Raw genomic sequence first — 24,822 nt, forward strand, 5'->3', positions numbered from 1 at the left:
TAAAGGTGCGTTGTTTAAGACATGCCGCGAATCCTACGCATGCCAATTGATTTTTTATCAATCGGGAATAAATACGCGATTGGATATGTACCAGCATCATTCATATGGTCAAATCCTGATTTCTTATCAGGTTGTCCATAATCATCATAAATTTGTCGCTCTAAGCATTTAGCAAAGTGCGGGCATTTGGTCACGTTCACGAAGAGCCTACGCTCAGATAACGTATTGCAGAGCATGCCATTCATAGAGTTGATGCGATCTTTAACAGCAGGGTTTCTGTTATTCACATGGACTTTGAATCCTGCTTTTCTAAGTAAGGCTAGATCCGTCTCACTTGCATTGCTCGACTTTCGATTCTCACCTGAAGCATCCGGATATACAGCTATTTCATGTTTAGGGTAACGCTCCTGAATAGCTTCAATCATTGCTGGAGTATCAAAAAGGTTTACGAACTCATCAACAGCATGCATCTGCTCACCACGGCGAACATATACAACCGCAGCCATTTTGGTTACGTTGAAGTCCATCCCTACATGAAGCACATCATTTGGCTGAACTGTTTCTGTTGATGCGCTTAGTAAACGATTAAAGCAATAAAAGATAACGCCCTGGTAACTTTCAAAGCTTGCCTCATATTCCTGACTAAATGTCTTAGGATCCATCTTGCGCTTAGCAACAATGATTTCGGACTCAGGAATATTTCCCCCTTGTAGGGATGTATAAGAAAAGCTTTTACAATCTGGTTCATGCCCTGGTTGACCATCCATGAATGTGTCATAGCAATGGTTGAACCCTTTAGGAGTACCAATCCTTAAAACATGTCCACCAACACGTTGTTCTCCATTTACCACATATTTACAAGTTGAAAGCATCGGGCGAAGTACTTCTTCCCATGCGGCCCATTTACAATCCGCCCATTCATCAATAATTAAGAAAAATAGGCCAGATCCACGAAGGTCATCATAATTGTCTAAACCTACAACACGGATGACATGACCACTTCTTAGTGTGATTGAACATTCAGTCTCATTCGGCTTACCAGCTCGCCATGATGCTGGAATTGCCTGCTTTAATCTCTTCCAGAAAACCCGTTTAGCTTGCTTAAATGTAGGTGCTGCATACCAAATCTCATCCTCAACAGAGACATTCCATTTAGCCGCCAGTCTTGCGGCCCTGCGCATTTCCGCTTTTGCTAGGAAGGTCTTACCGAAACGTCGGCCACAAACAGCATCGCGAAATCGGGCTTCTTTTTGCCAGCCCCATAAATAGATATTTGCTTGTTTAGGTGTTAATTGAACTGAACCTTCAGGAGGATTAAAGAATTGGCTCATTAGGGATCTCCTCATCAGGATTCAAAACAAGTTTATAATCCTCATCAGGTGGTCTATGTTCTGGTGGATTTACTTCACGCTGTAACTTCTGAAGTTCAAGCTTTTTGATCTCAAGTTCTACTTCAGCTTTGGTTTGGCCTTCTTCACTACTACTTCCCCCTGTTATCACTTGACGGTTGGTATATAGCCCACCCATTTCCTTTGCAGCTTGTTCAATCCATTTAGGCATCAATACTGGATTGTCAGGATATTTTTCAACTAGACCCTGCAAGAGTTGCAATCTATATCTTTTATTGGCAAGTGGTATGGCTTCTAGCTCTTCATTGGCTTTACGGCGACATGTAAAGAATAAATCTCGAAACTCCTGACTTAAGTCTTTTCCAATCTTCTTTGTAGGATCGTATGCTTCACATTGTTGCGGGGTTACATCTACATTAAATATTTCTTTAACCGTTTTAGCTGCCTCAGTGGGTGTTTCAAATTCGGCAAGCATTCTAACGATGAATAATTTCACCTTTTTATTAATACGTGCCATTTCAACCATTCCATCTAAGTACATCTAAGAAGAATGGCAAAAAAATTTAAACCACCTTCAAGTAACAAGTGCCACATGCATAGTGAACATCAACTCTCGACATCTCAGGTCTTGTATTAGCTGCTTCAACCATTCTTTTGACATCCTCACTTGCACCATATCGACGTACAACGCCAGTAAACTCTTCAACATCATGCCCTTGTATAGCTAATTTAGGCATACCTGTTTCCCGGTTATATGCAGGTGTTCCCCACTCGTCTTTCTTATGTGCAATGTGGTAAAGCTCATGCTCAACTAAGGCACAAAAGTTCACATCACTAGCAATCTGTGAATAAGAAGCATCAAAAGTAATGAGATATTCAGGAATATGGTTAAACCACTGTATAAATTGTTCTTCTTGTCGTTCTTTCTTCCAGCCACCAGCATTGATCATGACTTTTTCAGTAGTACCAATGACCTGACGTCCTTGCTTTTTAAAACCAGATCTAGCCCACATCACTGCAATATCGGGATATCTAAAGGACCGTAAGTGCAAATGGTCTGGATTAAATAATTTTGATTTTGGATCTAGAAACACCTGTTTAATCCATTCCCACATTTCTGGAGCTGGTGCAAAGTTTGGTGTATCCATTTCAAAAAGCCATTCTGGAGGGATTGGACGAACAGGAACATGAAAGCCAACTTCATTTTTCATAAATTAAGTCCAATAAAAAAACCACCTCAAAGGTGGTTTTTAAATAGTAAAACTATCACAGCAACTTCTTATAATTCTGCTTACCGCACTCATAAGGAGTACCAGTTAATTGTTTAGCAATATCAAGATAAGACTGATTTTCTTTATCAAATTCTAGATTCATTTGTTCACGAGTGGTTTGCTCTTTTGCTAATTCTTGAGATTGTTCAAAATTATCATTATAGAATTTTTTAATCTGCTCATTTGCATTAGCCAGATCACAAACTGAATTTGTAAGTTCTAACTGCTCTTTAAAGTTAAGTTGTCTTTCTTCTGAAAGCATTCCTAGTGTTTGGAATCTATTGATAGCCTCTTCGCGTGCATTAAATAGAACATTGGCCTCTGTTAAAAATTCTAATTTCGATTTTGGATATGCCTGAAATGAAATAAGTCCCAATAGCAAAGAACTTATTATTAAATGCACTTTCATATTTATCAACATTCTAAGAAGGTAATTTTATTGAGAAAGTATATCGCTAAAGATTAAAAATAGTTAAAAAAAAGATGAGACCCGCCAATAATCGATATTTAGCGGGGCCATTTTATGCCGTAATACTCTCAGCAAGTTAAAAAGTAAATATTAAAAAACCCGCTTCTAAAAGAAACGGGTCACAAAAACAAAAACTTTCAGCGCAGTATTTGATATGAACTATATATGGATATTCGCATATACGCAACTACAAATTCATATTTCAAAATTCTATAAAAAAGTCTCCCTTTTTGAGGAAGTTTTAAATCAAAAATTTATATCAATATTGTCTAGAATAGATGACGCAAAATCGACTACTTCTTTCCCGATTTCTACAAGCAAATCTGTCACATCGACTGGATCAGGATTCACAGAATTAAGCACAGAGTTTTCTTGCTTTTGCTCATCCTCGACTTCTAATTGCTCTATATTATTAATCGGTTCATTTTGATTTAGCATTAATCTAATTATTCCTCAAAAGTCTGAAATCGCGGAGGAGCAAATAATGCCGTCTTATCCTTTGTACAAATTCTTTCAATTCTCAAACCAAAATCTGTAGCTGCTTTTTGTTTTTCATCTTCTGTTGTATATAGAGGTGTCTCATAAGCCAAACCACTTACATGACCAAAAAAGTGATTGATATGGTAATTCAGTATTAAATTTTCCTTATCTTGATCTAATGGAATAAGTAGCTTTTCAAGCAAATCAAGAGGCTTAATACCAGACTGTCTTTCTAACATGATTTGATATGCTGCACTGTTAAGCTTTTCACAGACCGTTAATTCATTTTCTTCAGCATGCAATAGACTTCCAACTGACATTAAAATTACTATAAGTTTTAGTTTCACTCATCTATCTCCACAAATACAAATCAATATTAAAATATCAGCTATATGGAACTCTTATAATATTTACAGGCTCAACCGTAACAGACTACTTTATAAAAAAGCATTGGCCTAAATTGAACATGAAAGCTAACTTCATTTTTCATAAATTAAATCCAATAAAAAAACAGCTTTGATGATGGGTTTTTATTTAAATTATCGAGTACTAGGAATGAAAATTGGATATGTGAAATAACTATTGTCCTGCTTTTTGGGTTTTACGCATTCAAAATCATTGCATTTATGAATAGTTGCTAGTTGTTTGGTAATATTTTTATCATCTAAATTAATAATATAATTACTAATTATCTTTTTATCTTCTAATATATGATCAGATACATTAATTGCATAAATCATTGATTTTTTATCAGCTTTAAGATGTAGCCGTCCTTGATAAGTCACCTTACCTTTTTCTATGGTAAAAGGAATAGAGAAGTAGGATTTAGGAGTTAGGCCAAGAACAATAGTCCAATCATAGAATTCATAATTACCTTCATCTAATTCAATTACTACTAAACGCCCGCGAGGATTACTCCAAATTAATGGATCGTACAAAGTGTAAAAGGTTAAATCCTTTGACTGATTAGTTCCTATTTTACGGAGTTTCCAATAAAAATTAGGAATATCATTTTCAGCAGTGAGTCCTACAGCTAATACTCCTTTATTGGTACTTTCCGATAGAACTTTTCCTGGTTTGATATTTAACTGAGCACAACCAGAAAGAAATACAACGAGTAAAAATAATATTTTCATTTTAATTTTCATATCTAACCTTGTTTTTTAATTTTCTAAGCTATGCTAATAAATTGAATTATAAGTTAAATATATTCTCTAAGAAATAGTCAAATTTATTAATAATTTAAAATTAAAAGATGATGAATTTAAAGGAGCTCTGTTGAGGATTATTTAATACCTTTATGTTTTAGTAAAAGAGCTTTCTGCTCTTCACGAATGTCTTTTACCTTCTGCAGTTTCTCAAGGTAGAAAAAATCTCTCTCTAGTGCTATTTCTATAGCTATTTCTTCCTTTAAATTACCGTTCTCATCAAAGTTTTCAGGATTTTGATCTGGAAATTCTAAATAGTATTCTTCCATATCCATGACTTAAGTCTCTTATATCTATTAAAATAAATATAACATAGACAACAAAAAAGCCCATCTAATGATGAGCTTTTAAAATTAACCACATTCGTGGTATCAAAATAAATTGCAATTGCAAACGTATTTCAACAAGAATCGATAAATCACATTTGTGATATTAAGTAAATTACTTACACTTCGACCACTCTAACGCAAAAATAGCATTTACCCTGTACAGGGTCAAGTTTTGTATTTAAAGCATCTATTTTTTAATTAGGTAAAATTTAATAGATCTACGAGTTAGTGTCTAATTGATCAATCAAGTCTTTACCAAGTTGCCTTGTGTTCTTTTTACCACCTTTACTATTTAAATGACTGATACCTTTGCTAGTTGCCAGCTCTAGCAAAACCCCGTAAGCCGATACTTTCTCGCCATTTTTATAAACCAGTATAGTGGTGTCTTCTAACTGTTCTATCAAATAATCACCATATTCAACTGAACGTTTTAACTGATCCTTTGAAGTGTTAATAATTTCATAGTTAAAGTTGGCTGCAATTTCTATCAACTGATAAATATTACCTTTGCCCCACTGATTGGAAATAACATATATGTCTCCATTACTCATCTGTAGATGATGTTCTTTCTCAATAAAATAACGGTCATATCTTTGCTCATCCAGTTGGTTAAGTTTAACCAGCAATCTATCCAGATTCGGATATTCATTAAACTCTGCCCTAAGATCTTCGATATTCTTATTTTGAATTTCATTAAACCGGCTTTTAATAATTTCAAGGGCAAGATAACGCTTGTTCAGAGTTTTACCATTGAACATGAAGCTTGAGTAATCCCTTGCATTCGTAAGCTTAGCTTCTCGTCTTTCTTCTGATTTTTTCTGTGCCTTAATCTGATAATCCTTTGCTTCCGGTAAAGGGATGATTTGTTGAATATCAACCAGAATCTGAGAATTGTGAGTATATGGCTGCATTCTTATACAAGTAATATCCAGATCACGCTCATTAAGCCAGATCACTGAGGTGGTTAGTTCTTTTGAAAAGTTTGATGAGACCAGAATGATTCTCACGTCATCCGCAAAATTACTTTCATCCAGATTATCAACATCTACAAAATTTGAAATTTCTTTACGTGCATTGTCGTGATCAAAAGATGGATAGCCATTATTTATTTTATATCGACGATAGATATCTATCGCTATATCCAGAGTCATTGTAGAAACCATTGATGCATACCGGAGAGCCTGAAGCTCCATATGGTCACCTGTGTCAGTACGCTTCAGCTCTATGATTACAAGATTTGCATTTTTATCGATTGCCAGTAAATCAATTCTTCTCTTTGAACCATCCCATTCAGCATACTCTTCAGCAATAACAAGACAGTCCTCAGCAATTACTCCGATATTTTTCTTAAGTGCCTGCTGAAGATGCAATCTTTCCAGAATAGCTTCTTCTTTAAAAGAGGTGGTCTCAACTGCATTTAGTTCATTATTATTTAAAGTAAATATAGGCATGGATTTAAATCTCTGCAAAAGATTTTGCATTTATACAGCATATATTATTGAACAGATAGACAGATAAAAGCCCACATTTAAGTGAGCTTTTTAATAGTTCCTAGTTTTTTCTTAGACTCCTACACCACAAATATCTGTAGTGCCTGATGGATATGAAAACTGCAACTTACTCCGCTCAGTAATTAATTCGGCTGAAATTTCCTTATTCAGGAATTCTGGCTCTATGTAGCCATATTCAAAAGGAATAATAAAACCAATATTTTTTAATTTCGAAGGAAGCGTAGCAATGTAACCTTTATTCGTACCATTAATGATTAATCCAATCTGGTGACTATTCTGATTAATATAAAAACCTATATGCTGATAGCCTTCCTGGGTAATAAATTCTTTATAAATAGGATTAGCTGGATTCAGAATATCCAGATTTGTTGCGACTGTAGAACTCAAAACATTATTGGAGCTGTTGTTAGCATAGAATGCCCCTAAAGTAATAGTTTCTCCAGTTTGAGTTTGGCCAAAAGCTGATACTGGAACTGGGAAGGTAGCTATCTGGCCTGTGGTAAGTTGATTAATCAGTTTAAATCTAAACTCAAATGCGAGAATACCAGTTTGTGGTATAGCTTTATCCCCATAGATATTTATGCTTGATTGAGTTGCAGTTCGAGTATTAGAAGAAGGCAAACTATTCTTAACTGATAATTTTAAATTATTTTTGGTTAATAATTTTGAATATGTATTAGTTAAGCTCGCTGTAGTAGTTGGTGCCATTGCAGCTATCCAAATATTAGCAAACTCCTTACTAGTAGCAAGGTAACCTTTTCCTTTACTGGGATTGGTAGTTTCAATTAATTTAAAACTAACTTTTTGTCCACTAATAACAGGAAAAACATCAGCCTGACTGGGAGGGACTGGTGAAATTTTTAGAATCTGATCTTGGGTAACATCAAAATTATATGGACAAATACTCCAAGCACCCATACTCGTCAGACCCAAAGTTAATCCTAAAACTATTTTTTTCATCGTGATTTCCATTTTTAATTTTTTGAACATTTAATATACATTTATTCTATTTCTTAAAGAAGTAAAAATTTCTTTAGCTTTTTCTTATAAATATTTTAACTTTGATTTTTCCAGTTAATAAAAATTTCTATAAAAAAACAACTTATCAAAAAAAACGGGACACACAAAAACTTCAGTGTAGTCTTTATTGCGAGTCGTAAAACGGATATTCGCATTTCGAAAATACTAATTTTCTTTTTAGAATTCAAAAAAAGCTCACCAAATGATGAGCTTTTAATATTTTGTGCGATCTTCATTTACACTTCGACCACTATAACGCAAAATAGCACTTCTTTGATCAACGCCAAGTTTTCTATAGCTATTATAAAGAATTGCCACATATATCTGTAGCTCCTGTTGGATAGGTATATTGCAATAATGAATGATCCGTTATTAATTCCATAGTCACTTCTTTTCCAAGGTTCGAAGAGCTATTTATGAAACCTGAAAATCCATTTATCAGAACGAAACTAATATTGTTGATTGGATCAGTAAAGGTCCACTTATATCCTTTATTTACCCCATTAAGAATATATCCAATCTGCTTGGATTGTCTGTTGATATACACACCTATTCTATTACTTCCACTATTTAAAGTTTCAAAGGATTGATATTTGGGTGTTGGGTTGCCTACCCCAACTAAAACGAGATTCAAACCAGTACTATCCGATGTCGGAGTAAATAATGCTCCACTAGTAACTGTGCCATTCGTGCTAGAGCTATGAAGAAGCCATCCTGCGGTCTGTTCGTTGCCTATTAAATTTATAGGTGTTACAGATCTATATTCGAAAGCAATGATATTTGATGCAGGTAAATTAGTTGGACTATTAGTTACTGCTTGACTCTCCAAAGAGTTGTTAGCTTGAGTATAAGAAGTTAACTTCTGCCCTGTGAGTGTAACCAAACTGGACCATTGCCCACTATTAGAAGCTCCTGTTAATGTCATAGCTCCAACATTACAATCAGCTAAAACAGGAAAAGGAAGTAAGCAAGACAGTGCTAAAATTATCTCTTTTTTCATTTTTAGTACCTTTAGATTAAGTTTAGTTTTATTAAATTTTTAAACCTAATAATTATCATAAGATTTATATAAAAAAAAATTACGATAAAAGGCACTGCACTATCAAATTTTAATTTTTTGATATTTATAAATTCCAGAATTCGCATATTGATTACTTTTCGATATACTGCTCACGAACTATTTATGAAGATAAAAATAACAACCTTCTTCAACTCATATAAAGAGAATTCTATAGATGAATAAAATTTTCCTATCCGTCCTTTTATTATCCTTATCAGGTTGTGCTGTTTTAATTCCTCCAGCTTATAATCCTGGTGCAGTGATGTCACATTTCAGAGAAGGACAAGCGAGTAAGGACTCCTTCTATGTCAGCTATAAAGGTGATCGTGGTAGCTCACCAGAACAAGCAAGAGATTTTGTTGTTCTACGCGGTGCTGAGTTAGTCATGCAAAATGATTTTCGCTACTTTAAGATTCCCAAAATGAATCAAGGTACTCTTGTGACCTCAAACTATCAAATTGCTTCTGGGGTAAGAAATGATTCCTATCAACCTATGGTTGAAGCACAAATCGTAGGAGTAAAAGACCCTGGTTCAGATACTGAAGTTTTAGATGCCATTAAGGTAGCGAAGGCACTAAGAATTAAATATCGACTCAACTATAAATTGACGCCATTAGAGCTAAAATATAGCCATTAATTTCTTGATGAAGAATAGTTAGATAACTATTTTAAGTGCTTATGAAATCTCTAGAAGTCGTTGCCGCAGTCATCCAACACCAGGATAAAATTTTATGTGCCCTTAAAGGTGAACATAAGTACCCTTATTTATCCAATAAATATGAATTTCCCGGTGGCAAAGTTGAGGCTGAAGAAACACTCGAGCAAGCACTCATTCGAGAAATTAAAGAAGAGCTCAATTTAGATATTGAAGTAACAGAGTATCTATTAACTGTAGAGCATGCTTACCCCAACTTTAAGATCGAGCTGGCCACTTTTATGTGCATGACCAAGACTATTGAAGAATTGGTTTTAAGTGAGCACCAGGATGTACAATGGTGCACTATCGATGAATTAGAACAGCTCGACTGGGCTGCTGCTGATATCCCCATCGTAAAATACTTACTTGATAATAAGACTGCAGCATGTTGAAAGATTTTAGACAATTAAAACCAGGTACCATTTTAGATAATGATGGATTACGTGATTACTTCCTTTGCTCACCTCAGGGCGGAATGCGTAGATCTCATAAGACCAACACCCTCATCATTGTTTCAAACCATATAGAGTCCGTCTATGAAGACCGATGGATCGGTGATGAGCTGCATTACACAGGTATGGGCCAGCTCGGTGACCAGGGATTGATAAATCAAAATAGAACACTAGCTGAAAGTAATAGTAATGGCGTTTCTGTCCATCTTTTTGAAGTGTTTGTCGATAAAGAATATATCTACCAGGGTCCTGTTACTCTAGTGGCAGATCCATATCAAAAAGTTCAACCGGATGCCAATAAACAAGATCGGTTAGTCTGGATATTCCCACTTAAATTGTCTGATTCTAATACGGCGATCAGCGTAGAGACCATAGAGCGAACTAGTCAGAAAAAGCAGCGTAAGTATAAGAAGAAATCGATTGAGCAATTGATGGCAGATGCTCAAGCTACAGCACAAACAGAAGTCAGCTACCGTAATACCAAAACAAAATACTTTATTCGTTCAGATGCGATTGCCCAGCTTGCAAAACGTTTAGCGAATGGTATTTGTCAGCTATGTGAACAGCCTGCCCCTTTTAAAGACCAAAATGGTGAGCCTTACCTGGAAACTCACCATATTGAATGGTTAGCTCACGGCGGACCAGACACCGTCGAAAATACGGTAGCGCTTTGCCCGAATTGCCATAAGAAAATGCATGTTGTGAATGCTGAGGCAGATCGGGAAAAGCTCTTATTAAAGACAAGAAATTTACAAACACATTCTTAAAACATACTCATTTCATAGAAAAAGTAATGGATAAATAATGGAACAGTTTTTAAAACGTATATCTTTTTTTCTTATCTACTTACCCGCATTAGTATATGCCTGTCAATTTGCCTATTATGCAGGATTAGGCGAGCCTTTAAATATTCACGTTACTTCTTTGGGTTTAAATTACCCAGAAGTAGTGTTAATGGGATATTTATATATTTCTCTACCAGTACTACAATTTATTCTTTGGTCAGCAATATCTATAACTTTGATCTTATGTATTGTGTTTGTGACTTTCAGTATTCGCTGGTTACAAAAGCATAAAGGCACAAAAATTGAATATCGTGAATATATTCAAAAAAGTTTCAAAAGAGTAAAAATCGGCTTAGATAAACAAAAAAAGGATTTAATAAAAGCAATTAATTCTTTGGTTGGAATTTTAGGCTTATATTTTGTCATATTTATTTTTACTTTTTTATTAATTCTATTTTACTATAAATTAGGGATAAAAGAGATTGAAGATAAAGTTCAGGAAATTTTTAATTCACAGGCTTGTGATACTTCAGATGGATATATAACTTCCAACAATACAAAAGTACGAGTCAAAACTATTCTATGCGGTTACAACAAATGCTATGGAATTTCCCTAGATAACAAAGAAGCTATAATTTATCCACCGGAACAATCTGCACAACCGATTTCAAGGATTAAAAAGTTAAAAGAAGCACCTTAAGGTGCTTCTTTTTAATCCCACATTGTAAATTCTGATGAGTGATATTTACGAATTTTTCTTAAATATAGATTCATATCATCTTCTGTTAACTCATCATTCTGTCGAACGGTTCTTAGTAATTCAGCAGCAATATCATTACCACCACATGCAGGTCCTGCTAATTTAGGACATACAAGAAATGCGAACGGTTTTAAAAATCGATGCCTTTCTTCAAAAATATGATCAGTTAAATCTATTACTTGACCATCAGGTAGTTCAAAATACTTATTTTGAAAAAGCGAGGGATCGTAATATTTACCATCAAATAAAATTGCAATATCTTTGTAGTAATTGGAGTTTTTTCTAGGTTTTATGTTTCCATCTCTATCATAAATATCAAACATTTCTGAAGGTTTAGTTAACACAATAAAAAAGTTATTATATAGCCTAGAATCATGTTTATAAAAAATAATTTTTTCGACTTCTATTTCATAAAATTTACTAAATAAAAATTTATTATTATCAATTTTAACTAAACCCTTAAAATCTAAATCACCTCCATTTAAATCCACCCACCAAAACTCTTCATAAATCAAAAATTCATTTAAATTTTTATAAAAACTTTCAAACCTATTTAAAGTATCTATAGTTTCTATACTCTTTATAAATGGAACTGTTTTAGTAATTGCATTATTTAAATCATAAGTTCTTTGATAAACATCTCTCTTATTAGAAAGAATATCATTAAAAAATGAGAATATATCATCAATGCATTGAAAGCGTTGTTTAGGATTATTAAATATACAATTATGTACAACTTTATCTAAAGCTTTTAAATGTGGATCAGAAGAATCATCTACGAATGGTGTTCTAGTACCTTTTGAAGCTTGACCTGCATACCACCAATGTATGACCTGACCGAATGAATAAATATCATAACTTGGATTTGCAACATACCCTCTAATAGTCGATTCTTCTGGACTAAAAGAAAAATTGGCCAAACGCTCTGTTGGGGAAGTACTTGATAGTTTTGTAACAAATTCCTCATCAAAATGAGCAATTCCGAAATCACCTATTACATATTCACCTATTTCATCATCGTAAAAAATATTTTCTGGTTTTATATCTCTATGAATAACACCAAAATTATGAAGATGTTTCAATCCACTTCCAATTTGCTTTAGAATTTTTAGCCCATCATAATCTGGAACAGCTTTATCTTTTAAACTTGAACTATATTTTTTCATTATGATGTAAGAAATTTCAATTTTATTCCCTGCTTTACTTGGATATTCAAAGCTATCCAAGTGGTACTGTCTGACAACATTTTTATGGGGTGGTAATTGAATTAAAGAAAAATATTCATCTACAAATCTTTTAAGCTTTCTGGTGCTCAATGATTGCTCAGTTAAAAATTTCACTGCAAATTCCTTTTCTCCATTTTTTTGTTTAAAGAAAAGTACATTAGAATTTCCGCCGCTTTTTACCCCAACTTGAATTAGCTTGAACTCGCCTACTTTAGAAATTAAATCGTTAGTCTTAAAATATTCGTATAAATTCATAAGTAAATTATCATATTTAGATTTTCGATTAAAATAATTGAAAATTGAATTAAAATCAAATACTAATAACCAATAAAGTCATACTGAAAATGTAATACCGCCAAGCCACTCTTCTCCTCATATCATTTGTATGAACCTGTTTCCTTAGTACATAAAAAACTACGACCCGATGAGAGTTTTGATGAGAGTTTTAAAGTTTAAAAAGCACTGAGAGATGCTTTTTATGTGTATCTACTATGAGTGAGCTCATCTTTATGTAGACAGCATTTTTTATATTTTAATGCAGAGCCACAATGACACTTTTCATTTCTTCCCCATTTAATTTTCAATTTAGCATTATGGTCTTTTGATGAATCACTATAGTCTGTAAACTCACTGAGTATGGAATAATCTTTAATTATTTTTTTCGCTAAAATTGTGTCTTTATAATCAAGCGGCTTTGAGTAATCATAAGTATATATTGCTTCAGATTGTATTTCACTATCTTGTGGTTGCATTATGACAACGACTATCTCCTTTGCTTTTGACTGTCTATACTTCAAAGCTAATGAATATTGCCATGCTACTATTGGCCGTTTTTGATTAAAGTCCTCTATGCTTTCACTTTCTGAAAATGGCAATATTACTAAAATATAAAATTTAGACTTATTTATAGGAGACTGTAAACATCTTGCTGATCTTCGGTTATCTGGAACATTCTGAATTTTATCCAAAAATGCTTGGCTTAGATATGCTCTAGATGATCTGTTTTCAGATGCAAGCGATCGAGCAGCTCTTTCATGCATACTAAAAGGACTATCTTTTCCTTCACCAACTTTAGCTGTAATAATACTGTCGGAAATACTAGCAACCAATTTATTCCAAGATGCTCCCATCTCCTTTATAAACTGATGTTTTTTATAATTAAACTTTTTATAACTGTTCCAATATCCCTCACTAATAACTAATAATTGGTTATCTTCTTTGGGATATTCAAATGTATTTACACCATAAGAAAATTTCTCATTATTTAAATAATATCCTAGTAAATCCTCTTCACCAGGAACATTCAGTAAATTATATTTTCTAACTAGATTTTCTTTAGTTTTTAAATAGTTTAAAAAATCAGTTATTGTTCCCAATTCATTTATGACTAAATCTATAGAAAATTCATCAAAAATATGTACAAAGGTTTTACTTTTATTAACGTCACAGAGAACAAAAGGCTTTTTTAGACACTCACTTTCTTCTAATGGATAAAAATGAATAAAAGTACCCGTACTTCCTTCTTGATAAGTATCAAAATATTTTCTAGCAGGCACTAAGGTGTTTTTTGTAAGAGCAACTAGATGAAACTCTAAGTTTTTATTATCTAAATTAATGGGAAAAGGAATTGTGCAAAAATTATCCAGAAATATTCTTTGTGGATTGTTTTTTATCCAAGACTCCGCAGCATGCAATTGACGTACTGAATCTGTAATAGATTTTGTGTACCATCTCTTCCAAGCTACATCTAAACTTTTTTCTTCATTGAACTTTATTTCCTTGTCAGAAAATATAATTACTTTATTTCCAAAAACGACTAAGGCATCACATATCTCTTTACCTTGCTTATTTTTAGCAGCCCCTTCATCACTGTATGGGCCAATATAACTCCACAAAGATAAAAAAGTAGTATTCAAAAGCTTAGATAGTTGTCTCTCGCTTTCATTCACACCTTCATTTTTTAATATAGGTTCTAACATTATGCCCACAATATTTTATATTTTAAATTAATATATACAATAACTTAAATTAATATTCAATAAACCCATACCGGCAATGCAACACTGCCAACCCACATTTCACATCACTACGTGCATCTGACTGTGAACGATTTTCTCTTACCATCTCAGGCCATGACTGCCCACGGAAGTAACGGTCAATAATCGCGTCCATCCATTCATCCATAACTTCACTCTGCCCCATTAAATCCAATATTAAACGCTGTACTGCACGGGCTTCATTGTCAACAATCTGGCACTGGGTTTTAGATTTAGTTTTACGAAACGGATCTGATTCACTCACAAAGTAATTGGCGATGATTTCTCGTTGTTTCTTCTTACCTAATCGTTTTAAACGGCGCTGCTTTTCAGCCTGAACCATCGCTGAGGCAATCGGATTGCTATATACACCAGAAGGAATACCGGTAAAACTCTTTTCATCTAACCATGCACCGAACTGATATAACCAGCCTTCCAGATCGAATCGTGTCCAGTCCACTGAGTGCATAACATGCTTCTTATCGATCATTAGTGTCATTCATTCCCCCAACCATTTTCTCTATTTGCTGAACCGCTAAACCTGACTTCACTTGCTCTGTACTGAACCGTAAAACTGTAAAACCCATCATTGCTGCTTCGTTGTATTTCTCCATATCCCCGATATAACCTTTACCTCTTGTGTGACGTCCACCGCCTGCCATCCAGATACCGCCTTCTATCTCAATCAGAATCTTTGTACCGGTAATCAGAAAATCAGCTCTCCATTTACGTTTTGGATGGAATTTGTATTCCTGCTCAAAACTGATCTTGCATGCTCTTAAGTGTGTTGCCAGTACCGTCTCGCCTTCACTTGGCTGTCTGATACCTTGCTTTGCTGAACGGCGTTTCTTTGTCTTCACTGGAAATAATTCACGGTATTCAGCAAGGCTCATTGATGTCATGCTACCCCCTGCAATGAGCCTTTGAACCCGACTTGCTTGAGATACGGTTCCCATTGTTTGGCCTGAACTGGATCGCTAAGTTTCACGGCGATACGTGCTGCGAGTTGATCGTAGCTTTCCCCTGCGGCTGCAAACTGACTTGCGAACTCAGGATGTTGAGAGAGTTTTTGAGCAAAGGTGTGAATCTGTTTATCGCTGAGTTGATTTGATTCCCCCTGCGGGACTAGAACCCGCGTCGTTGAATTTTGGATCTTTGCCTGTTCACGAGCTTGGTATTTGCCACATGCGTTGATTAACCAATCTGCAAAGTGGTAATTCATAAGTTCATCACAGAGATTCTTCTCAGCGTTGTAGAGTTCAAATGCACGTAACTCTCGATCGAACCATGTCGCGTTTTTGATCTGCTCGTAAGTTTCCCGATCAGTTGCCAAAAGAATTTCTTCACCAAGTTTTTTCAAACTCAACCATGTTTTTTTATTTATAGATTCATCTGATAGATTCCCTGATAGGTTCTGTGTCCCAATATTGGGACTGGTCTCGGTACCGTTTTTGGGACTGGTTGCGGTCCCATTATTGGTACTAGTACCGTTTTTGGAACCAGTACCGAAATTGGAACTAGTTCCGTTATTGGTACTAGTCCCATTTTTGGGACTGGTTAAATCAGCTTCTTCACGGCCCATAACACCAAGTAACTGGTAAACCTTCACACCATTTCCTGTGATTTCACCTGTAAATCTAATTAATGAAATTGCCTCAAGCTCATCTAATACTTTGATGACTGTTTTACGGTTAAGGACAGTGTCTTTAACCATTCGCTTAATGCTTGGGTAGCACTTGTGAGATTCTCCCGCTCTATCAGCCAAAGCCAATAAAACGAGTCTCTGACTTGAAGTTTTAACCTCTGCTTTGAAAGCCCAAATGGTTGCGTCCAGACTCATAAGCCCACTCCAAATAAATCGGTTTGTTGGGCATTTGGAGAAATCCAAAGGCATTCTTGGCGACTCACACCACCTCTATTCCCTGAGGCCTGTACAGCTTTAGTCTTCTTTACCCAGTGTGTTAAGCGTGAGTTGTAAATCTCATGGTCATAACCCGATAAAATGACTTTACCTTTGACCTGATTTAATAGATCTAATAAATCGATATGGTCCTGATCACTCATTTCATATCGATAAGCCGTCATGTTTGATGTTCGAGTACTTCTTACATACGGTGGGTCCACAAAAAATAATGTGTTCTCATCATCATATTGGCTAATTACTTTTGCAGCTGGCTGGTTTTCAATAAGAACCTGTTTTAAGCGCTCAGCAAACTGCAATAATCGATTTGGATAACGTTCCCATAATGCAATTTCATAATTCTTTTGCCGGCCACCCGCCATTCGGAAACCAGTTTTTCCTTTAGTTGCTCCAGCTGAACCAAAACCCATCTGAGCTCGAATGATCATTCTTCTCGCTTTTTCTACAGGGTCTTCAGTTTCATCGTAGGCATCATAGAATTCAGTGCGAGAAAATGGTGTTAAATATAATTTCTCTTCTAAACATCTTCGTTGCTCCGGCTCTCTAAGTACTTTGAATAAATTCACGACTTCATTATCTAAATCGTTATAGATCTCAATAACACTAGGTTCTTTAGTAAATAGAACGGAAGCTCCACCACCAAATGGCTCAACATAAGTTTTGTGGACGGGAAAGTATGAGATAACCCAATCAGCAATCCGGAACTTTCCACCGTGATAACGGATAAGCGGATGTTTTAAACTACTCATGACACCTCCGCCCGTGCTAACTCTTCAGCACTTAATCGACGCTTTGCCTCTAACTCAGCAATTGATGCTGATCTAAAGAATTGAACTGGTAGAGCTAACTGCTTTCCGCATACTGACTTAACAAAAAGTCGTTTAGGTGTGCTGTAGTAAAACCCAAACACTTCAAAAATTTCGTTATGATCCAGTTCATTAACAACCACTATGTCACCGACTACAAATTCTTCTGAGTTGAGTTCAATTGGTTGTTCTGATAAATTGTTTGTGTTCATTTGATTCACCTCAATTGAATGCCTAGAAGCCTGATTTCCGAGATCAGGCTTTTTTATTGCTCTAAATTTGACCCTGTATTCTCATGGCATCCTCTGGCATCTCTTGTTTCCTTAGGATGACCCCACACCTTCCGCATACGATTGAACTTGCGTCTCTCCACCAAGAGTTTTTCTATGCAAGCTTCACGTATCCAGTCTGCTTTCGTCATGTCGCTGGCATTTGCCACGCCTTCGATGGACTCATCGGTCAAGTCATTAAATTTGACCGTTACAGGGTTATCGAGCTTTCCACCTAAAAAGCCCAACTCTCTTGCTTCATTCATTTCATCGGTTCTCATGAAAAGAGCAGCTCCCTTGCTTATTAAATTTAAGTCTGAGCTACTTCATTACCATTTTGGTTTAATAAATTTGAGGTGGGATACAACCCGAAATGTTGTAATACTTCTTGCTCTGAAACTTTCCCCCCACTTTGTTCAGCTAAAGCTTTACGTAAGTTCTTACGTGGTTCTTTATAACCATACAAAAGGTGCGTCTTTAAATAACCAGTTGTTGTACCAGTAGCTTTTGCATATTGATTTAGTTCATCTGGAGTCATATTCAGGATGAAATCACGAAACTTCATAGATTGATCCTCATTAATCAATCCAAATATTACCTTTTAGGTAATACAAATACAACCTTTTTTCTTGTTTACCTTAAAGGTGATAAAGATAAAATAAGTACGTAAGTAAGTACTTACTTATCAAGGCCTATTTATTATTTCTATAAATATTTGTAGAAACAAAAGCTTAAATAATCAGTTTTAACTGATTTTATTTTGAGAATTTTATGGACAGTAAGAGTATCCGCTATCTAAATACACGTATTCTTGTAGAGCAAGTGGGCGGCGTATCTAATTTTGCTGAAAAGATTAATAAAGGTCAGTCTCAAACTAGTCAATTTGCTGGAACTAATCCAATTAAAGGGATTGGTAATAAAGTAGCAAGAGAGATTGAAGAAGCATTTAATAAACCACATGGGTGGTTAGATCAAGTTCACGAAGAGAAAGAAGCTACAAATAATATTGATAAAAATATTTCTACTCCTTTTCCAATAGCTGGACGGTTAGTACCAGTAATTTCTTGGGTTCAGGCTGGCACTTGGACTACAGCAGATTCTGTTCCAATAGGAACTCAATTCAAGGAATGGTTACCTCCAAATCCTAAATGTGGCAAAAATGGCTACGGTTTAATTGTGGTAGGAGAATCTATGTCTCCTGATTTTAGACCAGGTGACAAAATATATGTAAATCCTGATTTTCAAATAAGTGATTTAAAAACAGGTGATTTGGTGATTGTGTCGTGTGATGGGGAAACAGAAGCAACTTTCAAGAAATTGATTGTAGAAAGCAACGGTATGTATTTAGAACCACTGAATCCAAAATGGCATGAAAAAATTATGGAACTTCGAGAAGGATGCAAACTAGTTGGAAAAGTTGTAGGACTTTACAGAGATGTTTGAAAAAAATGAATTAATGGATTTATCAGATTTTTATAATAATCAAATCCACACTCGTAAGCTTACAGATAAACTAGGTAGATATTATACCCCAATTTCGATTGCTGAAATTTTATGTGAGCTTGTAGGTAAGGTAGATAATCAAAATATTATTGATTTAGGCTGCGGATGCGGTAATTTAATTTTAGGTTCTTATAAAAGTTGGAAAAATTGTACTTATCATGCTTATGATATAGATACTTTAGCAATTAACAGATTAGCTTCTTTTCAAAAGAAAAACATCTTTACTTATAATATGGACATTATTAATGGAAATATTCCATATGAAAGTTTTGATATTGGTATAAGTAATCCTCCTTATATTTATTTCTCAAAGGAAAAAATATTAGAAAAATTAAAAAGTGAAACATCTTTAGAAAAAGAAATCATTAAATTAAATAGAATTCCTGCTCCATTAATTTTTTTAACAAAAATTTTAAGTGCCGTTAAAAAAAATGGAAAAGTAGGTTTAATTTTTCCTAATGGCCTATTAGTAAATAAGGCTTATAAAAATATTAGAAAAATATTGCTTAACGAATACAAAATTAACACAATTATAAAACTAGAACCCTATGTATTTGATTCAACAGAAACTTACGCCCACTTATTAATAATTGAGAATTCTGTACCAGACAATAAATATCCAATTCAGTTTTATGAATTAGTAAAAAATAAATTAATTAATCCAGCATTAAGATCAAATATATCATGCTATGAAAGAATGGATTACTTTTTAAATAGAAATCCACAAAATAATCAAAATCTTAGCAATTACATTGAAACTATATTTAGAGGGAATGTCTCTTCAAAGTTTATCAAAGAAAATCCAAATAGGAAAATATTTCATACAACTAATTTTAATAATAATGAAAAGAATTTTCTGTCTATTACTTCTAACTCTTCTGCAGATATTTGTATAAAATACGCGCAAAAAAATGATATTTTAATAGCAAGAGTTGGTCGACATTTTTATAAAAAAATAAAAATAGTAGATATTAATAATTTAGAAATTTCCGACTCAATTATTGTTATAAGACCTAAAAAAAATAAAACAAAACTCATTTATAAGATACTTACAAGCAATGATGGTCAAGAATATTTAAAAACTGTTTCACAAGGAACAGGCGCAAAATATATTACACATGATCAAATATTAAATTTACCATTAAATATGGAAGATATACATGTCTTTTAATTCAAAATTATTTCAATTAAAAAGAGAAATAAAACAATTAAGTGAAATTGAGCTATGGGATAATATTACTCATGAAAGTGCAAGAATCTGGTTAAGGCAATTTGAAGGGCCTGAAGAACAGCTTCTAGGACATCTTATAGTTAGAAATATGATTGTAAGAAATGAAAAACAAATGACTCAGCTAATGCTTCAGGCTATTAGAAGAGCCATTAGTTATTTTATCAAAGATGAAGATCGTTATAGATTTACATGGCAACAAATATTATTTGAAGGATATAACAGCAAAATATTTTACATGGGTCCTGTAAATTTCAATATTGATGGATATGGTAAACCAGGTAAAAGTGGAGAAATAATTATACCTTTATTAAAAAAATATGTTCCAAGAGGTAATTTTCAATATCCTGATTCTTATAGAATGGGGCTTAATGCTAAAGAGGCTTACTTTTTAATCGATGATGCTATTTTAAGTGGACATCAAATTGAGGAATGGATAAATAGACATTACAAAAATTTAATGCTTGATGAAAATTCAACTTCGGCACTTGTTGTAGGTTTAGCCCATGAAGATGCCTTAAATTATCTAAAAAAAGAACTTCCTTCTTTAAAAGTTTTTTATGGTGAACTTCTAACTTCCGACCGATCTTTTGTAAAGCTATGTAGTAAATGGGTAGAATCATCTATTTGGCCATCTAATTATGCTGCACCTATAGATGTTTTTAATGCTATAAACGAAAGAGCGTCTTTTCATGAAAAAAATTCTTTAGGTCATTTGAATCAAGCTCTTTTGCTTTCATATTTTTTTGGGGCACCAGATAATACAATTCAAATTCTTAGAGATAACTCCACTTCGTGGACAAGTCTAGTGAGTAGATAAATGAGCACTATTGATTATAAATTACTTACAAAAACCCGAGCGGAAGAACATGATGCGGATGTATGGGGTACTTTTTATATCCCTCCATATTTCGAACGTCTAAATCTAACTAATGCTACCAAACCTACTTATTTCATTGGAAAAAGAGGGTGCGGTAAAACAATGTTACTTAAATATTTATCTTATCAATCAAAGTTTTCTTTGAAGCGAGACTTTATTCCTCAACAAGAGATTGAGCATGTAGGTATTTATTGGAGGATTGATACTCACTTTAGTAGTTCCATGTATAAACGAAATAAAAGTATTGAAGAATGGATTAATATTTTTGAAAAATACTTTGCAATTATAATTTCTAGTGAAATTTGCAAATCCCTTTATCATATTTCTAAAAGTAATTATAACTTTTTTAACCATGATGATCTTAAAAATATTAAACTTAATGAATTAGCTGATTTTGGTTTAGATATTCCTACAAATCTATTAGAGCTAGAAACTTATTTAAAAGTAAAACATAGATCTTTTAGCTCTTGGATTTCAAATATTGAAGTTGTTGAACCCCAAGCTTACCCTCCAGGTCTCAATTTTTTACAAGTATTTATCGAATCATTAAAATCAAATGAAAAATTAAGCAATATTAACTTCTATATTTATATCGATGAAATTGAGAATCTTCTTAGTTATCAAAGACGTTTCATGAATACCGTTCTCAAACATTCACAAAAACCTTTAATTGTAAACTTTACTTCAAAAGTTTTTTTTGATGAAAATATGACTATTGGAAATGAATCAATTAATGCTACACATGATTATAACTATAAAGACTTAGATGAGTTAATGAAAGATAATGAAAGAAGAGCTTTTTTCTCTGAAGTCTTTATAAATAATTTTAATTTAGCTTTTAATAAAGATACAAAAATTGATATAAATCTTGTAACAGATGAAACTCGCTTAAGCGAACGAGCTGATGTAGATTATCAAAACAATATGATTCAATTAATTAAAGAAAAATTCCCGAGTATAACTATAAAAGAACATGCAGAGAACGCATATAAAACTGAGCGAATTTCTAATAAAATAGATCAAAAAATTAGTAAACAATTAGAAAAAAGCTCTATTAATCTTTCTGATTTTAAATTTGCAGGCTTTCTTCCTGAAGCCTTAATAATTATTCCTTTTCTCTTAGAAAGGAAAAGTAATACTCCTGAATCTATACTTGAACAATATATTGCTTATCATAATAAGCAACCTAGTAAGTTTAATGATTGGGTTCACAACAATCTTTTTGGTGCTTTATTAGAATTGTACAGACCATTCAATGATAATAAATGCCCATTATTTAGTGGATTCGAAGCATTTTATACAATGGCAAATGGAAATTTAAGACACTTCTTAATACTTTGCTATAAAACTCTAGAAATTAATGAAATGTTTGATTTAGATAATAATCAGTTTAATATTGAAATCCAAGCTCAATCTGCATTTGAGGCCTCAAATGCTCTAATAAAGGAAATTAGAACATTAGGTAAGTATGGAGAGAAGTTAAGAATATTTACTTTAAGGTTGGGTAATATTTTTAGAGTATTACAAGAGAACCCACTACTAAGCGAACCTGAGCAAAACCAATTTACTATCAACTCAGGAAACAGATTGCTAAATGAGGATGAGTTAATATTTATTGAAGAAGCAAAAAAACACAGTATTCTTATAGAATCTTCTGAAACTAAAACCAAGTCTAAAATAGGATTAGATATTGTTGATTATCTTTTAAATCCCATTTACGCTCCTTATTTCAATATTTCTTATAGAAGAAAAAGAAAGATCGAACTATCAGTTGAAGATTTCCATTATTTAATTAATGGCACAGAAACAGAATATAAAGGCTTACTAACACAACTAGTTCGCCCCAAAAGAGTTATTTTAAATAGTGATCAACAAAATACTATTCAATTAGGTTTTTTTGAATGAAAAAGTTTAAAGCTCATATATACACTGATATTAAAGATAATTTTTCTATTCAGACTACTTCAAATATTCACTTATTTTGTGGTAAAGCACTTGACGATAGAGGAAGAGAATTATTAAAGGTTTTCTCAGAAAAAAGCTCGACTATTCATTCCGTTCATTTTGAACCTAATACAATGCAATTTTCTATTGATAACAAAATTGTTGAATTTAATAATATTGAATACTTAAGTGAATTCATAAACGCTGAAAATACAATTATTATTGATAGTACCACTTTAGGTTTACCTGAGATATTTTATTTAATTAAACAATTCATTGCGTTAAGCTTTTTACACTTTAAAATTATCTATATCGAACCATTGAAATACAATAAAGATGAAAGTGATGATTTTTATAAATTATCGCACTACCCAATTGGATATAAACCTATTCCTGGCGCAGTGGGAGATTTACACCATGACGATTTAGATTTAGGAGTTTTTTTTGTAGGATTTGACCCATCTAGGATGGAAATTGCTTTAGAAGAATTCCAAATGATACAAGGAAAATCAATTAAGACAATTTTTGCGACTCCTGCATTTAATTCTGGATTAGAGCTAGAATCCATTGTTCCCCATTTAAATTTACTCATTGATAATAGAAATTTTGAAATTGATTTCTGTTCTGCTTTGGATCCTACTTCTTCCTTTGAGCTCTTAAATTATTATAAAAAATCATTAGATGATGGACAAAAACTTTTTGTTGCTCCTTTAGGGACAAAACCCACGACTATTGCAAGTGCTTTGTTTGCTAATTTACATTCTAAAGATGTAAGTTTACTTTATGATCATCCACTTCATTTAGAAAACAGAACTATAGGTGTAAAAGAATGGCATATTTATTCAATTTACTTAACACCTATACAGTAAAAACATTAAGTTAACCATGAATAAGGTAATAAAATTAATATGCAATAAATCAATAAATTAAATTAATTTTTATTATTTACCCTTTAGAAATATTACCTTATTTCTATAAATTCTTTGTGTTACCCTTGAATTAAATTACCTTTTTGGTAATATTTATCTCGTAGACAATAAAAAAGCACCCCTGCCTTCGAACTCATGGGTGCTTTGCATTACGCGAGGTAAGTATGAAACAAAACCCTATTCCTAGTCAAACCACATCACGCTTATATCAACACCCAACTGTTGAAGAACAGCGCCCTTCTCGTTTCGCCATTATTAAAGCGAATGTCATCGACTTTATTAAGTTTATTACTCTTGCATTCATCCTTTGGGTAATTGCTGTAGCTGCTGCATCTTGGATGATGGGAGGCTAATCATGAATGCTCAATTCAAACCACATCCAGATGGTATTAAAGCCTATATCGGTCATGACCGTTTAACAGGTCTCTACTCTGTACGTATCGGCTGGACTGTTTATGCAGCTAATGCAAATGGCAGTGTGCTGTACACCGTAAAAGGTGAAGTGAAGACACCTTTAAATGTTGAAGAGTTTAAGGCGAAGCGGCCTAAGGTTTACGCAAGCTTAATGAAAGAAATTAACTTCCAGCGTAAAAAAGCATTAGCGACTGCCCTGCAACTTAGCAATATCCCTTCGTATGACCGTAAAGCTTATAAGAAGAAGCGCGGCTTTACGGGTTCAAAATAAGGAT

At 33.6% G+C, this 24,822-nt stretch carries 31 protein-coding genes; 11 read left to right on the top strand and 20 right to left on the bottom strand.

The features are described from left to right. Positions 1-14 precede the first annotated feature (14 nt). From ACTJJH_RS15685 to ACTJJH_RS15735, 11 genes are all read right to left on the bottom strand, one after another. Positions 15-1,331 (bottom strand): phage terminase large subunit family protein, encoded by a 1,317-nt coding sequence (locus ACTJJH_RS15685; RefSeq protein WP_347750601.1) that lies wholly within the window; start codon positions 1,329-1,331, stop codon positions 15-17. Further along, positions 1,315-1,866, bottom strand: coding sequence for a DUF2280 domain-containing protein (locus ACTJJH_RS15690; protein WP_287083609.1), 552 nt, complete (start codon positions 1,864-1,866; stop codon positions 1,315-1,317). The genes ACTJJH_RS15685 and ACTJJH_RS15690 overlap by 17 nt, the downstream gene beginning before the upstream one ends. Before the next feature lie 46 nt (positions 1,867-1,912). Then, positions 1,913-2,560 (bottom strand): putative metallopeptidase, encoded by a 648-nt coding sequence (locus ACTJJH_RS15695; protein ID WP_440601407.1) that lies wholly within the window; start codon positions 2,558-2,560, stop codon positions 1,913-1,915. A 55-nt stretch (positions 2,561-2,615) separates the two neighbouring features. Continuing rightward, entirely contained in the window at positions 2,616-3,029 is a 414-nt protein-coding gene (locus ACTJJH_RS15700; RefSeq protein WP_440601408.1) for a hypothetical protein, read from the bottom strand. A gap of 306 nt (positions 3,030-3,335) precedes the next feature. Continuing rightward, positions 3,336-3,527: a hypothetical protein gene (locus ACTJJH_RS15705; RefSeq protein ID WP_440601409.1), complete on the bottom strand. Its 192-nt coding sequence runs from the start codon at positions 3,525-3,527 to the stop codon at positions 3,336-3,338. An 8-nt stretch (positions 3,528-3,535) separates the two neighbouring features. Beyond that, positions 3,536-3,889, bottom strand: coding sequence for a hypothetical protein (locus ACTJJH_RS15710; protein WP_057069684.1), 354 nt, complete (start codon positions 3,887-3,889; stop codon positions 3,536-3,538). 219 nt (positions 3,890-4,108) lie between these two features. Next, a complete protein-coding gene (locus tag ACTJJH_RS15715) occupies positions 4,109-4,717 on the bottom strand; it encodes a hypothetical protein (RefSeq protein ID WP_440601410.1) in 609 nt (202 codons plus the stop codon). Between the two features lie 137 nt (positions 4,718-4,854). Continuing rightward, positions 4,855-5,052: a hypothetical protein gene (locus ACTJJH_RS15720; protein ID WP_004791071.1), complete on the bottom strand. Its 198-nt coding sequence runs from the start codon at positions 5,050-5,052 to the stop codon at positions 4,855-4,857. 272 nt (positions 5,053-5,324) lie between these two features. Continuing rightward, positions 5,325-6,587 carry a hypothetical protein gene (locus tag ACTJJH_RS15725; protein ID WP_440601411.1) on the bottom strand — a complete coding sequence of 421 codons (1,263 nt, stop codon included), beginning with the start codon at positions 6,585-6,587 and terminating at the stop codon, positions 5,325-5,327. Positions 6,588-6,668: 81 nt separating this feature from the next. Further along, positions 6,669-7,577, bottom strand: coding sequence for a DUF4882 family protein (locus tag ACTJJH_RS15730; protein ID WP_440601412.1), 909 nt, complete (start codon positions 7,575-7,577; stop codon positions 6,669-6,671). 361 nt (positions 7,578-7,938) lie between these two features. After that, a complete protein-coding gene (locus tag ACTJJH_RS15735; RefSeq protein ID WP_440601413.1) occupies positions 7,939-8,637 on the bottom strand; it encodes a DUF4882 family protein in 699 nt (232 codons plus the stop codon). Between the two features lie 235 nt (positions 8,638-8,872). Between ACTJJH_RS15735 and ACTJJH_RS15740 the strand changes: the two genes are divergently transcribed. Genes ACTJJH_RS15740 through ACTJJH_RS15755 form a run of 4 tightly spaced genes read left to right on the top strand, consistent with a single transcriptional unit; the run spans position 8,873 to position 11,331 of the window. After that, complete coding sequence (locus ACTJJH_RS15740; protein WP_440601414.1) at positions 8,873-9,334, top strand: CC0125/CC1285 family lipoprotein; 462 nt, start codon at positions 8,873-8,875, stop codon at positions 9,332-9,334. Positions 9,335-9,375: 41 nt separating this feature from the next. After that, positions 9,376-9,786 (top strand): (deoxy)nucleoside triphosphate pyrophosphohydrolase, encoded by a 411-nt coding sequence (locus ACTJJH_RS15745; protein WP_440601415.1) that lies wholly within the window; start codon positions 9,376-9,378, stop codon positions 9,784-9,786. Beyond that, positions 9,780-10,613 carry an HNH endonuclease gene (locus ACTJJH_RS15750; RefSeq protein WP_440601416.1) on the top strand — a complete coding sequence of 278 codons (834 nt, stop codon included), beginning with the start codon at positions 9,780-9,782 and terminating at the stop codon, positions 10,611-10,613. Before ACTJJH_RS15745 ends, ACTJJH_RS15750 begins: the two co-directional genes overlap by 7 nt. A 37-nt stretch (positions 10,614-10,650) precedes the next feature. Then, complete coding sequence (locus tag ACTJJH_RS15755; RefSeq protein ID WP_440601417.1) at positions 10,651-11,331, top strand: hypothetical protein; 681 nt, start codon at positions 10,651-10,653, stop codon at positions 11,329-11,331. 11 nt (positions 11,332-11,342) lie between these two features. Here the strand turns inward: ACTJJH_RS15755 and ACTJJH_RS15760 are convergent, their stop codons facing one another. The 9 genes from ACTJJH_RS15760 to ACTJJH_RS15800 form a co-directional block, all read right to left on the bottom strand. After that, complete coding sequence (locus ACTJJH_RS15760) at positions 11,343-12,872, bottom strand: protein kinase domain-containing protein (RefSeq protein WP_440601418.1); 1,530 nt, start codon at positions 12,870-12,872, stop codon at positions 11,343-11,345. Between the two features lie 221 nt (positions 12,873-13,093). Continuing rightward, entirely contained in the window at positions 13,094-14,596 is a 1,503-nt protein-coding gene (locus tag ACTJJH_RS15765; protein WP_057069712.1) for an SEC-C domain-containing protein, read from the bottom strand. A 49-nt stretch (positions 14,597-14,645) separates the two neighbouring features. Beyond that, on the bottom strand, positions 14,646-15,152 hold the full coding sequence (locus ACTJJH_RS15770) for a hypothetical protein (protein ID WP_440601419.1): 507 nt from the start codon (positions 15,150-15,152) through the stop codon (positions 14,646-14,648). After that, on the bottom strand, positions 15,133-15,555 hold the full coding sequence (locus ACTJJH_RS15775) for a DUF559 domain-containing protein (protein ID WP_440601420.1): 423 nt from the start codon (positions 15,553-15,555) through the stop codon (positions 15,133-15,135). The genes ACTJJH_RS15770 and ACTJJH_RS15775 overlap by 20 nt, the downstream gene beginning before the upstream one ends. Then, positions 15,552-16,493, bottom strand: a complete 942-nt coding sequence (locus ACTJJH_RS15780) for a helix-turn-helix domain-containing protein (protein ID WP_440601421.1) — start codon at positions 16,491-16,493, stop codon at positions 15,552-15,554. Before ACTJJH_RS15780 ends, ACTJJH_RS15775 begins: the two co-directional genes overlap by 4 nt. Next, entirely contained in the window at positions 16,490-17,323 is an 834-nt protein-coding gene (locus tag ACTJJH_RS15785) for a DNA adenine methylase (protein WP_440601422.1), read from the bottom strand. Before ACTJJH_RS15785 ends, ACTJJH_RS15780 begins: the two co-directional genes overlap by 4 nt. Continuing rightward, complete coding sequence (locus tag ACTJJH_RS15790; RefSeq protein ID WP_440601423.1) at positions 17,320-17,592, bottom strand: hypothetical protein; 273 nt, start codon at positions 17,590-17,592, stop codon at positions 17,320-17,322. Before ACTJJH_RS15790 ends, ACTJJH_RS15785 begins: the two co-directional genes overlap by 4 nt. A 53-nt stretch (positions 17,593-17,645) precedes the next feature. Next, the gene (locus tag ACTJJH_RS15795) at positions 17,646-17,930 is read right to left on the bottom strand and encodes a hypothetical protein (protein WP_272345403.1); all 285 of its coding nucleotides are present in this window, start codon (positions 17,928-17,930) and stop codon (positions 17,646-17,648) included. A gap of 29 nt (positions 17,931-17,959) precedes the next feature. Then, positions 17,960-18,214 carry a hypothetical protein gene (locus ACTJJH_RS15800; RefSeq protein ID WP_109428883.1) on the bottom strand — a complete coding sequence of 85 codons (255 nt, stop codon included), beginning with the start codon at positions 18,212-18,214 and terminating at the stop codon, positions 17,960-17,962. Positions 18,215-18,420: 206 nt separating this feature from the next. Here ACTJJH_RS15800 and ACTJJH_RS15805 point away from each other — a divergent pair, with 206 nt between their 5' ends. The 7 genes from ACTJJH_RS15805 (at position 18,421) to ACTJJH_RS15835 (ending at position 24,818) form a co-directional block, all read left to right on the top strand. Further along, positions 18,421-19,092, top strand: a complete 672-nt coding sequence (locus tag ACTJJH_RS15805; RefSeq protein ID WP_109428882.1) for a LexA family protein — start codon at positions 18,421-18,423, stop codon at positions 19,090-19,092. Beyond that, entirely contained in the window at positions 19,085-20,323 is a 1,239-nt protein-coding gene (locus tag ACTJJH_RS15810) for an N-6 DNA methylase (RefSeq protein WP_440601424.1), read from the top strand. The genes ACTJJH_RS15805 and ACTJJH_RS15810 overlap by 8 nt, the downstream gene beginning before the upstream one ends. Further along, the gene (locus tag ACTJJH_RS15815; RefSeq protein ID WP_440601425.1) at positions 20,313-21,200 is read left to right on the top strand and encodes a phosphoribosyltransferase-like protein; all 888 of its coding nucleotides are present in this window, start codon (positions 20,313-20,315) and stop codon (positions 21,198-21,200) included. The genes ACTJJH_RS15810 and ACTJJH_RS15815 overlap by 11 nt, the downstream gene beginning before the upstream one ends. After that, on the top strand, positions 21,201-23,165 hold the full coding sequence (locus ACTJJH_RS15820; protein ID WP_213066329.1) for an ORC-CDC6 family AAA ATPase: 1,965 nt from the start codon (positions 21,201-21,203) through the stop codon (positions 23,163-23,165). Continuing rightward, complete coding sequence (locus ACTJJH_RS15825; RefSeq protein WP_109428879.1) at positions 23,162-24,073, top strand: hypothetical protein; 912 nt, start codon at positions 23,162-23,164, stop codon at positions 24,071-24,073. The genes ACTJJH_RS15820 and ACTJJH_RS15825 overlap by 4 nt, the downstream gene beginning before the upstream one ends. A gap of 224 nt (positions 24,074-24,297) precedes the next feature. Further along, positions 24,298-24,486: a hypothetical protein gene (locus ACTJJH_RS15830; RefSeq protein ID WP_440601426.1), complete on the top strand. Its 189-nt coding sequence runs from the start codon at positions 24,298-24,300 to the stop codon at positions 24,484-24,486. Between the two features lie 2 nt (positions 24,487-24,488). Next, positions 24,489-24,818 (top strand): hypothetical protein, encoded by a 330-nt coding sequence (locus tag ACTJJH_RS15835; protein ID WP_440601427.1) that lies wholly within the window; start codon positions 24,489-24,491, stop codon positions 24,816-24,818. Positions 24,819-24,822: the final 4 nt, after the last annotated feature.

Source organism: Acinetobacter sp. 22301 (genome assembly GCF_052045285.1).
In the GTDB taxonomy this organism is placed as follows: domain Bacteria; phylum Pseudomonadota; class Gammaproteobacteria; order Pseudomonadales; family Moraxellaceae; genus Acinetobacter; species Acinetobacter pittii.

What these genes read in the sequence shown, in the direction of transcription:
- ACTJJH_RS15725 (WP_440601411.1), bottom strand. Translation starts at nt 6,587, where the DNA reads ATGCAAAATCTTTTGCAGAGATTTAAATCCATGCCTATATTTACTTTA.
- ACTJJH_RS15795 (WP_272345403.1), bottom strand. Translation starts at nt 17,930, where the DNA reads ATGAGAACCGATGAAATGAATGAAGCAAGAGAGTTGGGCTTTTTAGGT.
- ACTJJH_RS15800 (WP_109428883.1), bottom strand. Translation starts at nt 18,214, where the DNA reads ATGAAGTTTCGTGATTTCATCCTGAATATGACTCCAGATGAACTAAAT.
- ACTJJH_RS15785 (WP_440601422.1), bottom strand. Translation starts at nt 17,323, where the DNA reads ATGAGTAGTTTAAAACATCCGCTTATCCGTTATCACGGTGGAAAGTTC.
- ACTJJH_RS15765 (WP_057069712.1), bottom strand. Translation starts at nt 14,596, where the DNA reads ATGTTAGAACCTATATTAAAAAATGAAGGTGTGAATGAAAGCGAGAGA.
- ACTJJH_RS15695 (WP_440601407.1), bottom strand. Translation starts at nt 2,560, where the DNA reads ATGAAAAATGAAGTTGGCTTTCATGTTCCTGTTCGTCCAATCCCTCCA.
- ACTJJH_RS15775 (WP_440601420.1), bottom strand. Translation starts at nt 15,555, where the DNA reads ATGACATCAATGAGCCTTGCTGAATACCGTGAATTATTTCCAGTGAAG.
- ACTJJH_RS15745 (WP_440601415.1), top strand. Translation starts at nt 9,376, where the DNA reads ATGAAATCTCTAGAAGTCGTTGCCGCAGTCATCCAACACCAGGATAAA.
- ACTJJH_RS15780 (WP_440601421.1), bottom strand. Translation starts at nt 16,493, where the DNA reads ATGAGTCTGGACGCAACCATTTGGGCTTTCAAAGCAGAGGTTAAAACT.
- ACTJJH_RS15810 (WP_440601424.1), top strand. Translation starts at nt 19,085, where the DNA reads ATGTTTGAAAAAAATGAATTAATGGATTTATCAGATTTTTATAATAAT.
- ACTJJH_RS15720 (WP_004791071.1), bottom strand. Translation starts at nt 5,052, where the DNA reads ATGGATATGGAAGAATACTATTTAGAATTTCCAGATCAAAATCCTGAA.
- ACTJJH_RS15825 (WP_109428879.1), top strand. Translation starts at nt 23,162, where the DNA reads ATGAAAAAGTTTAAAGCTCATATATACACTGATATTAAAGATAATTTT.
- ACTJJH_RS15740 (WP_440601414.1), top strand. Translation starts at nt 8,873, where the DNA reads ATGAATAAAATTTTCCTATCCGTCCTTTTATTATCCTTATCAGGTTGT.
- ACTJJH_RS15715 (WP_440601410.1), bottom strand. Translation starts at nt 4,717, where the DNA reads ATGAAAATTAAAATGAAAATATTATTTTTACTCGTTGTATTTCTTTCT.
- ACTJJH_RS15755 (WP_440601417.1), top strand. Translation starts at nt 10,651, where the DNA reads ATGGAACAGTTTTTAAAACGTATATCTTTTTTTCTTATCTACTTACCC.
- ACTJJH_RS15770 (WP_440601419.1), bottom strand. Translation starts at nt 15,152, where the DNA reads ATGACACTAATGATCGATAAGAAGCATGTTATGCACTCAGTGGACTGG.
- ACTJJH_RS15730 (WP_440601412.1), bottom strand. Translation starts at nt 7,577, where the DNA reads ATGAAAAAAATAGTTTTAGGATTAACTTTGGGTCTGACGAGTATGGGT.
- ACTJJH_RS15835 (WP_440601427.1), top strand. Translation starts at nt 24,489, where the DNA reads ATGAATGCTCAATTCAAACCACATCCAGATGGTATTAAAGCCTATATC.
- ACTJJH_RS15830 (WP_440601426.1), top strand. Translation starts at nt 24,298, where the DNA reads ATGAAACAAAACCCTATTCCTAGTCAAACCACATCACGCTTATATCAA.
- ACTJJH_RS15820 (WP_213066329.1), top strand. Translation starts at nt 21,201, where the DNA reads ATGAGCACTATTGATTATAAATTACTTACAAAAACCCGAGCGGAAGAA.
- ACTJJH_RS15690 (WP_287083609.1), bottom strand. Translation starts at nt 1,866, where the DNA reads ATGGCACGTATTAATAAAAAGGTGAAATTATTCATCGTTAGAATGCTT.
- ACTJJH_RS15685 (WP_347750601.1), bottom strand. Translation starts at nt 1,331, where the DNA reads ATGAGCCAATTCTTTAATCCTCCTGAAGGTTCAGTTCAATTAACACCT.
- ACTJJH_RS15790 (WP_440601423.1), bottom strand. Translation starts at nt 17,592, where the DNA reads ATGAACACAAACAATTTATCAGAACAACCAATTGAACTCAACTCAGAA.
- ACTJJH_RS15700 (WP_440601408.1), bottom strand. Translation starts at nt 3,029, where the DNA reads ATGAAAGTGCATTTAATAATAAGTTCTTTGCTATTGGGACTTATTTCA.
- ACTJJH_RS15705 (WP_440601409.1), bottom strand. Translation starts at nt 3,527, where the DNA reads ATGCTAAATCAAAATGAACCGATTAATAATATAGAGCAATTAGAAGTC.
- ACTJJH_RS15760 (WP_440601418.1), bottom strand. Translation starts at nt 12,872, where the DNA reads ATGAATTTATACGAATATTTTAAGACTAACGATTTAATTTCTAAAGTA.
- ACTJJH_RS15805 (WP_109428882.1), top strand. Translation starts at nt 18,421, where the DNA reads ATGGACAGTAAGAGTATCCGCTATCTAAATACACGTATTCTTGTAGAG.
- ACTJJH_RS15735 (WP_440601413.1), bottom strand. Translation starts at nt 8,637, where the DNA reads ATGAAAAAAGAGATAATTTTAGCACTGTCTTGCTTACTTCCTTTTCCT.
- ACTJJH_RS15815 (WP_440601425.1), top strand. Translation starts at nt 20,313, where the DNA reads ATGTCTTTTAATTCAAAATTATTTCAATTAAAAAGAGAAATAAAACAA.
- ACTJJH_RS15710 (WP_057069684.1), bottom strand. Translation starts at nt 3,889, where the DNA reads ATGTCAGTTGGAAGTCTATTGCATGCTGAAGAAAATGAATTAACGGTC.
- ACTJJH_RS15750 (WP_440601416.1), top strand. Translation starts at nt 9,780, where the DNA reads ATGTTGAAAGATTTTAGACAATTAAAACCAGGTACCATTTTAGATAAT.